9 protein-coding genes are annotated in these 7,723 nt (G+C 70.0%); 2 read left to right on the plus strand and 7 right to left on the minus strand.

Annotated elements, in window-relative coordinates; all coding sequences use genetic code 11:
* Positions 1-76: 76 nt before the first annotated feature.
* The gene (locus tag Q0C41_RS14970; RefSeq protein ID WP_291984735.1) at positions 77-2,419 is read right to left on the minus strand and encodes a response regulator; all 2,343 of its coding nucleotides are present in this window, start codon (positions 2,417-2,419) and stop codon (positions 77-79) included.
* A 154-nt stretch (positions 2,420-2,573) separates the two neighbouring features.
* Between Q0C41_RS14970 and Q0C41_RS14975 the strand changes: the two genes are divergently transcribed.
* Entirely contained in the window at positions 2,574-3,071 is a 498-nt protein-coding gene (locus Q0C41_RS14975) for a YfiR family protein (protein WP_291984737.1), read from the plus strand.
* Positions 3,072-3,157: 86 nt separating this feature from the next.
* Here the strand turns inward: Q0C41_RS14975 and Q0C41_RS14980 are convergent, their stop codons facing one another.
* The 6 genes from Q0C41_RS14980 to Q0C41_RS15005 form a co-directional block, all read right to left on the minus strand.
* Positions 3,158-4,072 (minus strand): DMT family transporter, encoded by a 915-nt coding sequence (locus Q0C41_RS14980; RefSeq protein ID WP_291984739.1) that lies wholly within the window; start codon positions 4,070-4,072, stop codon positions 3,158-3,160.
* A 164-nt stretch (positions 4,073-4,236) separates the two neighbouring features.
* Positions 4,237-4,587, minus strand: a complete 351-nt coding sequence (locus Q0C41_RS14985) for an ATP synthase F0 subunit C (protein ID WP_291984741.1) — start codon at positions 4,585-4,587, stop codon at positions 4,237-4,239.
* 165 nt (positions 4,588-4,752) lie between these two features.
* On the minus strand, positions 4,753-5,562 hold the full coding sequence (gene atpB, locus Q0C41_RS14990) for a F0F1 ATP synthase subunit A (RefSeq protein ID WP_291984743.1): 810 nt from the start codon (positions 5,560-5,562) through the stop codon (positions 4,753-4,755).
* A 35-nt stretch (positions 5,563-5,597) separates the two neighbouring features.
* On the minus strand, positions 5,598-5,960 hold the full coding sequence (locus tag Q0C41_RS14995; protein ID WP_291984745.1) for an ATP synthase subunit I: 363 nt from the start codon (positions 5,958-5,960) through the stop codon (positions 5,598-5,600).
* A 26-nt stretch (positions 5,961-5,986) separates the two neighbouring features.
* The gene (locus Q0C41_RS15000; protein WP_291984747.1) at positions 5,987-6,217 is read right to left on the minus strand and encodes an AtpZ/AtpI family protein; all 231 of its coding nucleotides are present in this window, start codon (positions 6,215-6,217) and stop codon (positions 5,987-5,989) included.
* A gap of 5 nt (positions 6,218-6,222) precedes the next feature.
* Positions 6,223-6,543 (minus strand): hypothetical protein, encoded by a 321-nt coding sequence (locus Q0C41_RS15005; protein WP_291984749.1) that lies wholly within the window; start codon positions 6,541-6,543, stop codon positions 6,223-6,225.
* Between the two features lie 120 nt (positions 6,544-6,663).
* Here Q0C41_RS15005 and Q0C41_RS15010 point away from each other — a divergent pair, with 120 nt between their 5' ends.
* The gene (locus Q0C41_RS15010) at positions 6,664-7,560 is read left to right on the plus strand and encodes a VWA domain-containing protein (protein ID WP_291984751.1); all 897 of its coding nucleotides are present in this window, start codon (positions 6,664-6,666) and stop codon (positions 7,558-7,560) included.
* Positions 7,561-7,723: the final 163 nt, after the last annotated feature.

Below are 7,723 nucleotides of genomic sequence, written 5' to 3' on the forward strand. Positions count from 1 at the left end.
TTTGGCCTTCCCCTGAGCCCTGAGCCTTGAGCCTTCACCTCTGAGTCTTGGGCCTTGGGCCATGGGCCTTCCCTGATCAGGCCGGCTGCTCGAGCGCCTGCTCGCCGCCGCCCGACCCGATGCCGTAGCGATCCATCAAGGCGTCGAAAGCCGACTTCCGCAGCGGCTTGGCCAGGTAGTCGTCCATGCCGGCGGCGAGGCACTTCTCGCGGTCGCCGGTCATCGCGTGCGCGGTGAGCGCCACGATGAGCGTGCCGCGCACGCGCCGACGCTTCTCGACGATCCGGATCTGCTCGGCCGCCGCCAGGCCGTCCATCACCGGCATCTGCACGTCCATCAGCACGAGGTCGAACCGTTCGCGGTGCCAGGCCTCGACGGCTTCGGCGCCGGTGCTGGCGATCACGACTTCGCAGCCCCGCCTCGCCAGCAGCTGCTGGACGACGCGCTGGTTGACGGCGTTGTCGTCGGCCACCAGCACCTTCGGCGTGCGCGGCACCCGCGGTACCACGGCGGTCGGCCCCCTGGTGACCAGCGCCTGCTGGTTGCTCTCGGCCACGGCCCGGCTCAGGGCGGCCGCCAGCACGGCGGCCACCGTCGGTCGGCGCAGCGGCTTGGCGAGCGACGAGGCCAGGGCCTCCGAGGTCCCGCCCTCGCACGCCAGCGTCAGTTCCAGCACCGGCACGCCGACACGCGCCACGTTGCCGATGTCGGTGCGCACCGACTCGCACGACTCCCGATCGATCAGCACCAGCCCCCAGCGCTGCTCCCACAGCAGCGAGCCGAGCCCGCCGTCGTCATCGGCACAGGTCACGATGGCGCCCCAGCTCCGCAGCCAACCGGCCAGAACGTCGCGCGATGCGTGATGCCGGTCGACCAGCAGCACGGACTGGCCCTCGATCTCCTGGGGGCGGGCCTCCACGACCGGCGTCGCCCCGGTCGCCACTCCCACCGGAATGCCGAAGGTGAAGGTACTGCCCTGCCACTCTTCGCTGGTGACTTCGAGCTCCCCGCCCATGTGATGCAGCAGGCGGGCACAGATCGCGAGCCCCAGGCCGTTGCCGTCGAAGAGCTGCGGGGTGCCGGTGCCCGCTTCGCGGACGGTCTGCCGGATGACGGCCTGCTGCGCCGGGGCGATGCCGACGCCCGAGTCCGAGACCCGCACCCGCAGCATGCTGCGTCCCGCCGCATCGGCGGCGTCGAGCGAGACATGCACGCGGATGAAGCCGACGTTGGTGAACTTCACCGCATTGCCGAGCAGATTGATCAGGACCTGCCGCAACCGTGCCGGGTCGGTGGTCACCATCGGCGGCAACGGCTCGTCCTGATCCCAGATCAGATCGAGGTCCTTCTGGTGCGCGCGGATGGCCACGGCGCCGAGGGCATCGTGGACCACCGAAGCGAGCTCGAACTTCACTTCCTCGAGCTCGATGCGGCCGGCCTCGATCCGCGACAGGTCCATCACGTCGTCGATGACGGTGACCAGCGCTTCGGACGACCGTCGGATGGTCTCGAGGTACTCGCGCTGCTCGGCGGTGACCTCGGTGCCGAGCGCGAGTTCGGTCATGCCGAGCACGCCGTTCATCGGCGTGCGGATCTCGTGGCTCATGGTGGCCACGAACTGGCTCTTGAAGCGGTTGGCACTCTCGGCGCGATCCTTCGCCTCGCGCAGTTCCGCGGTGCGCTGCGTGACGATCTGCTCGAGTTCGTTGCGGTGCTGCTGCAGTTCCTGCTCGCGTGCCTCGAGATGCGACAGCATGCCGTTGAAGGCGCGCACCAGCACCCCCACCTCGTCGTCGGTCACACGGGCCGGCAGGCGCATGTCGAAGCGTTCGGTGCGCATCACCTCGTCGGCGGCCAGCGACAGCTGCCGCAACGGGGTGACCAGGGGACGCTGCAGCGCCGCGCCGAGCAGATACGCCAGGCCCAGCGACACGAGGAACACGCAGAGGAAGATGATGAGCGTGTCGCGCCGCCTGGCCGCGACATGGCTCAGGTCGGTCTCCAGCAGCATGGATCCGACGCAGCCATCGTGCAGGCAGATGTCCTTCACCACGCGGACGAACTGCTCGGTCTGCAGCACGCCGACCGGCGGCACCGTCAGCGGGGCCGGGCTGCCCTCGCGGCCCTGGATCTGTGTGAACAGCTTGCCGTCCTTGCCGTAGAGGGCGGCCACGCGCAGGTCGTCTCGCGGTTGGAGCGAGGCCAGCGTGGTCTGCGTGAAGGTGCGGTCCTCGAACTCGAGGGCCGCCGCGCTGTTCTCGCCGACGACGCGAGCGAGGGCTTCGATCTCCCGCGTCAGCGACTGACGCGCCGTCGCCCCGTCGTACAGGCCGAGGCCGAGGCCCGTCAAGGCAAGGGCGCACGCGCTGGTCGCAACCAGGACGATGGTGAGCTGACGACGGAGGGAATGGCGAAGCATGGATCGAGCGGGGGTCTCCCCCCTGAAGCGTGAATCGGCGAGGGGCAGAAAAAATTGAGAGCGGGGGTCTAAAGTTTCCGACCGTTGAGCCGATTGCCCCGACATGATGGCGTGTGAAGGCCCGGGATCGCTGACGACATGGACCCGGACTGCCGTGCGTGCCCTGGTGCTGGGGCTGGCGTGTCTGGTCTGCGCGGCGCCGGTGGAGGCGCGGAGCGATGACGCGGCCCGCGCGACGACCATTGCCCGGATGCTCCGATTCGTCGAGTGGGACGTCGACGCGCCTGGCGGTGCCCTGACTGTCGCGGTGGTCGGCAATCCGGCCCTGGGCGCAGCCCTGCGCGAAGCCTGCGCCGCCATGCAGCCGGGCGGCCGCACCGTGTCGGTCGTGGACGTGCCGTCGAGCCGCGGGCACGCCATCGCCAACGCCGCCGTGGTGGTGCTCGGCGCCAGCTCGGCCACGCTGGCCCCCCGCCTGTCGGACCAGGGCGTTCTGACCGTGGGGGATGGCGACTGCCCGGACAACGGGCTGGTCCTGAACCTGCGCCACGACGGCCAGCGTTACAGCTTCAGCGCCAACCCGGCCGTGGCCGCGAGGGCCGGCGTCAGCCTCAGCTCACGCCTGCTCCGCCTCGCGCATATCGTCAACTGAGGATCGGGAACCGGGAACCGGGCACCGGGCACCGGGCACCGGGCACCGGAGGCCGGGAACCGGGCACCGGGCATCGGGCTCCGGGACTACGTCTCGGCCGGGGCGTCCTCGTCTTCGAGGGGACTCGGTCTGCGGCGCCAGCGCGTCAGCAGGACCCCGGCGGCGACCAGCACGGCACCCACCAGTCGAATCCCCGCCAGCCGTTCCCCCAGGGCCACCATCGCCACCAGGAGCGCCGCGACCGGCACGACGTTCGAGTAGATCGACGTGCGTGACGATCCGAGCTGTCGCACGCCGAGATACCAGGCGGTGTAGGCGAAGTTGAGGGCCAGCAGGGACGAGAACACCACGCAGACCCAGGCCAGCAGTCGGATGTCGGCCCACGGCGTGCGGGCGAAGTCGGACACCGAGAACGGCAGGAAGAGCGCGGTGCCGATGGCCATCGACAGTCCGGTGATGACGAGCGGGGAGTAGCTGGCCAGCAGCGGACGGCCGGCCACGGTGTAGACGGTCCAGCAGCCGACGCACGCAATCATCATCAGGTCACCAGCCGGCGAACTGACGCCCGCGACCGCCCCCCCCCGCACGATGAGGCTGACGCCGAGAAACGACAGGGCCGTCCCCAGCCAGTGGGCCAGCGGGAGGCGTTCGTGTCCGACGGCGGCCGAGGCGATGCTGACGGCGGCCGGGGTGCACGCGATGATGATCGAGGCGTTCATCACGCTGGTGCGTTCGAGGCCGGCGATGAACAACATCTGGTAGGCGAACTGTCCGACGATGCCGAGCAGCACGACGACGGCCCAGTGCCGGGCGGTGAGGCGAGCCACGTCGTCGCGACGACGGGTGGCGAAGATGGTGGCGAGGAAGACCGTGGAGGCGATCAGCAGGCGCAGCCCGTTGAAGGTGCGCGGCGGCATCTCCTGCAGGACCAGCTTGATGACGCTGTAGTTGCTGCCCCAGATGATGGCGGTCAGGAGCAGGTAGAAGTCGACTCTCGTCATCAACTTGAAACTCGAAATTCGAAATGCCCGACCGCCCGGGAGCGCCGCGCGCCCCCGAAGTGCTGAAATTTCAAATGTTCCAATTTCAAATTGGGCAACGCCCTGCCGGGAGGCGGGGCGTTGTACCGGAGCGGGCCCGATGCCGCGCTCCGGCGGATTCTTCGTTACGCCAGGCCGAGGGCGCCGGCGCGGACGAAGAAGATGATCAGCGACACGAGCAGCACGTAGATCACGAGCGACTCGATGAGCACGAGACCGAGCAGGAGGGCGCCGCGAATCTGGTCGGCCGCGCCCGGGTTGCGAGCGATGCCTTCGGCAGCCGCGCTCACGGCCTTGCCCTGCGCCATGGCGCCGAACGCCGCCGCGATGGCGAGGGCGAAGCCGGCGGTGACCACGGCCCACTGCGTCACACCGGGAGCCACGGCGCCAGCGGCGGCGGCTTCCTGCGCGTACGCCGGCGAGAACAGGCCAGCGGCCACGATCAGGGCGAGAACTGCGGAGAACTTCTTCATCATGCGTGCCTCCTCGAGGCAAGGGGGTGACCGGCGTTGCGGCCGGTCGTCAAGCGATCGTCGGCATTGAAAGGGTCGCGACCCGAAGGTCACGGGCGTCGCCTGTGGCGCGCCTGGGGTCATGCTGCAGGCCGGGGCCCGACGGTTGCCGAAGCCTGCTGCCCCAGCCTACGCCGCCGCGTGGGCGTGCGCGGGCGAGTCGCCGTGCGCGTGCTGATCGTCGTGATGGGCATCGTCGTGCCCATGCTCGACGTGCACGGCGCCGGCCAGATAGATGATCGTCAGCAGCGTGAAGATGTAGGCCTGCAGCGATCCGGTGATGACGCCGAGGAACATCATCGGCAGCGGCACCAGGAAGGGCACGATGCTGGCCATGATGAGCACGACGAGTTCCTCGCCATAGACGTTGCCGAACAGGCGCAACGACAGCGACATGACGCGCGAGGCGTGGCTGATCAGCTCGATCGGCGCCATGATCGGCGCGACGAACAGCGGCACGCCCGGCGGGATGATGAAGTGCTTGACGTACGGCCCGATGCCCTGCGCCTTGATGCCCTGCAGGTGGTAGTAGACCCACACGGTGAGCGCGCAGCCGAGCGTGACGTTGATGTTGGCCGTCGGCGACATCAGCCCGGGGATCTTGCCGATGGCGTTGGCCGTGAAGATGAAGATGAAGATCGAGCCGACCAGCGGCAGGAACTTCGGCCCGGACGGACCGATGTTCTCCTTGAGCAGCCCGTTCAGGAAGCCGACGATGTCCTCGAGGACGATCTGCAGCTTGCCGGGGTTGTCGACGCTGAAGCTGGACCGCACGGCCAGGCTGAAGACCAGCACGCCCAGCACGATCAGGCCGCACATGACCAGGTAGTCGGGAATCAGCTCCAGGCCCGGCACATACGCCTTGCCGAGCAGCGGAGCGAGCACCGGCCCGAGCAGGCGGTTGACGAGCTCGACGATCCAGAGTGTGTGATGTTCCATGGCCCTGTCGGGTGGATGCGGGGAGACCCGGTCGGCTACCGCCGGGACCGGACCGCTTCGACCATCGCGGCGACGACCACCGCGGAGACTCCCACCAGCACCCCCAGCGGGTGCAGGTGCAAACGGCCAATGATAACGTAGCCGGCCACCAGCAGCAACGCGTACCGCCCGATGAGGCCCAGGGCCACCCGGCCGGCCGAGACGGGGGGCCGCCCCTCCTCGCCCGCGACGGGTGGGCCGAGGGCGCTCACGCCCCGCTTCAGGGCGTGGTAGCTGATGGCCAGCAGCAGTCCGCCGCCGAGCACGCCGCCGGCCAGTCGCCACCCGCCCAACGCCGATCCCGCGACCGCACTCAGGCCCAGCACGATCGCCGTATCGCGCTCCAGGCGCGCGGTCATCGTCGCCAGGGGCAGGCGTCGGGCGTTCAACGGGACGTGGACGCGAAGGCGCGGCGGGTGATGCGCACGACGTTGAGGACGGCGGCGGCAAACCCGAGCACGAACCCGACGAGCATGCCCCACGGGTTGGTGCCGAACGTGCGGTCCACCCACAGCCCGGCCGCCGTCCCGAGCACCAGGGCGAGGACGAACGACAGGCCGAGGGTGCCCAGTTCTCCGACCGTGCGCCAGTAGCCCGCGGGGCGAGGCGTGACCATGGCCGTCAGGACTTGGGCGTCGGGTCGGTGCAGGGGGCCAGCGTGGCGGCCAGGGGATTGGCGGCGACGGGGATCGGCTTGGGCGCCGCCCCCTTCGCCGTGGCCGCTGGCGTATCGCAGTCGGCGGTGGCGTCTTTGGCGGGCGCCGCCTTGGCCGCCGGCGCGGACCTGGCGCCACGCCGGGGCCGCGGGGCAGGTGTGCGCGTCTTCGCCGAAGCCTTGGCCGGCGTCTGAACAGAAGAGGACGACGGCGAGGACGTCGCAGCGCCGGCCGGCAGCGCGACGAGCGCCATCGCGAGGATCAGCGAACAGGGCGAACTGGGCATGAACACGCCTCGAGCGACCGCCGGCCGCGTTGGGTCGTCGGAAGGATGCACCACCAGGTGGGCCGACGGCCCTCGACTATACTCCAGAGGCGGGGCCTGTCCCGCCACGGACACCCACAGATGCGAACCCTTCTGACGCTCGTCGTGGCTTCGGCCCTCAGCTTGTCCGTGCTTGCCCCTCTCGCCCACGCCCAGGGCACGGCCCGTCAGCGCACGCTCTTCGTCTCCGCCCTCGCAGAGGACGGCGCCGCGGTCGAGACGCTCACGCCCGAGGATCTCGTGGTGCGGGAGGACGGCGTGGCCCGCGAAGTGCTCAAGGTGACGCGATCGACCGAGCCCGTGGACATCACGCTGCTCATCGACAACAGCGTGGCGTCGACGCGCGCCCTGCAGGACATGCGCCTCGGCCTCGAGAAGTTCGTCGCCACCTTCGCCGGACCGCATTCGATCACCCTGATGACCGTGGCCGATCGGCCCACGGTGCAGGTCGGCCCGACGACCGGCAAGGCCCAACTGCTGCGGAGCGTCAAACGCCTGTTCGTGCAGCCCGACGCCGGCGCGACCACCATCGAAGGCATCATCGACGCCTCCCGCGCCATCGCGAAGCGGAAGCCCGCGCGCGCCGCGATCATCGTCATGACCAGCTTCGGCCCCGAGTTCAGCGACCGCGGCTTCCAGTTCGCGCTCGACGCGCTCGCCGAGGCGGGCGCCACCCTGCACGTGCTGGAACTGCAGGACACGCAGCAGGCCGACACCACCGACCAGAACGTGCGTGACCGCAACATCGTGGTCGACCGCGGCACGACGGAGACCGGCGGCCTGCGCGAGCTGCTCCTGACCAACCTGAGCATCACCGATGCGCTCCAGAAGGTCGGCCGCGCCGCGACGACGCAGTTCGAGGTGGTCTATGGCCGTCCGGACACGCTGATTCCGGCCCGCCAGGTCGAGGTCTTCTCCGCCCGCCCAGCGGTGAGGATTCGCGCGAACACGCTGCAGGCCAACCGGGCGACTCGATGACACCTCCTGTCCTCCGCCATGTCGTGATCGGCGGCGTCCTCGCGCTCGCGCTCGGTGCCAGAGTCGGCACGCAGGCGCCAGTCGCACCAGCCGCGCCCGCACCGGCCGCGCCCCAGGCGCCCGTCACACCGGGGCCCCTCCGGCTGAGCCGGGCGTCTCCACC

The sequence above is a fragment of the Luteitalea sp. genome (genome assembly GCF_022842525.1).
In the GTDB taxonomy this organism is placed as follows: Bacteria; Acidobacteriota; Vicinamibacteria; order Vicinamibacterales; family Vicinamibacteraceae; genus Luteitalea.

Bases quoted from the DNA above. Each gene is read 5' to 3' on its own strand.
- Q0C41_RS15000 (WP_291984747.1), bottom strand. From the start codon at position 6,217: ATGGTCACGCCTCGCCCCGCGGGCTACTGGCGCACGGTCGGAGAACTG.
- atpB (WP_291984743.1), bottom strand. From the start codon at position 5,562: ATGGAACATCACACACTCTGGATCGTCGAGCTCGTCAACCGCCTGCTC.
- Q0C41_RS15005 (WP_291984749.1), bottom strand. From the start codon at position 6,543: ATGCCCAGTTCGCCCTGTTCGCTGATCCTCGCGATGGCGCTCGTCGCG.
- Q0C41_RS15010 (WP_291984751.1), top strand. From the start codon at position 6,664: ATGCGAACCCTTCTGACGCTCGTCGTGGCTTCGGCCCTCAGCTTGTCC.
- Q0C41_RS14985 (WP_291984741.1), bottom strand. From the start codon at position 4,587: ATGATGAAGAAGTTCTCCGCAGTTCTCGCCCTGATCGTGGCCGCTGGC.
- Q0C41_RS14995 (WP_291984745.1), bottom strand. From the start codon at position 5,960: ATGACCGCGCGCCTGGAGCGCGATACGGCGATCGTGCTGGGCCTGAGT.
- Q0C41_RS14970 (WP_291984735.1), bottom strand. From the start codon at position 2,419: ATGCTTCGCCATTCCCTCCGTCGTCAGCTCACCATCGTCCTGGTTGCG.
- Q0C41_RS14980 (WP_291984739.1), bottom strand. From the start codon at position 4,072: ATGACGAGAGTCGACTTCTACCTGCTCCTGACCGCCATCATCTGGGGC.